At 48.1% G+C, this 289-nt stretch carries 1 protein-coding gene; it reads left to right on the forward strand.

Annotated elements, in window-relative coordinates; all coding sequences use genetic code 11:
• On the forward strand, positions 1 to 289 hold a 289-nt coding region (locus ACZYSM_RS29530; RefSeq protein WP_489077231.1), incomplete at both ends, for a GDP-mannose 4,6-dehydratase.

Consider the following 289-nt stretch of genomic DNA (forward strand, 5'->3'; position numbering starts at 1 on the left):
GGGTGTTCATGTGGTTAGTTACAATCTTGACTATTCAGAGGCCAAGTCAGAATTCATGACAGCCGTACAGGGTGAGTTGTTCGATATTCCGAAAATTGTCAGAACCGTCCAGGAATTTGGGATTGATCGTGTCATTCACACGGCGGCGATGTCACACCCTGACTTGTCCATAGAGCTTCCGATCACCACGGTTTCGGCGAATATCGATGGCACCATTCATTTGCTTGAAGCGATGCGCATGGCAGGGGTTAAAAAGCTCGTTAATTTCTCTTCCGAGGCTGTCTATGGG

It is taken from the genome of Pseudomonas sp. F220, assembly GCF_057813935.1.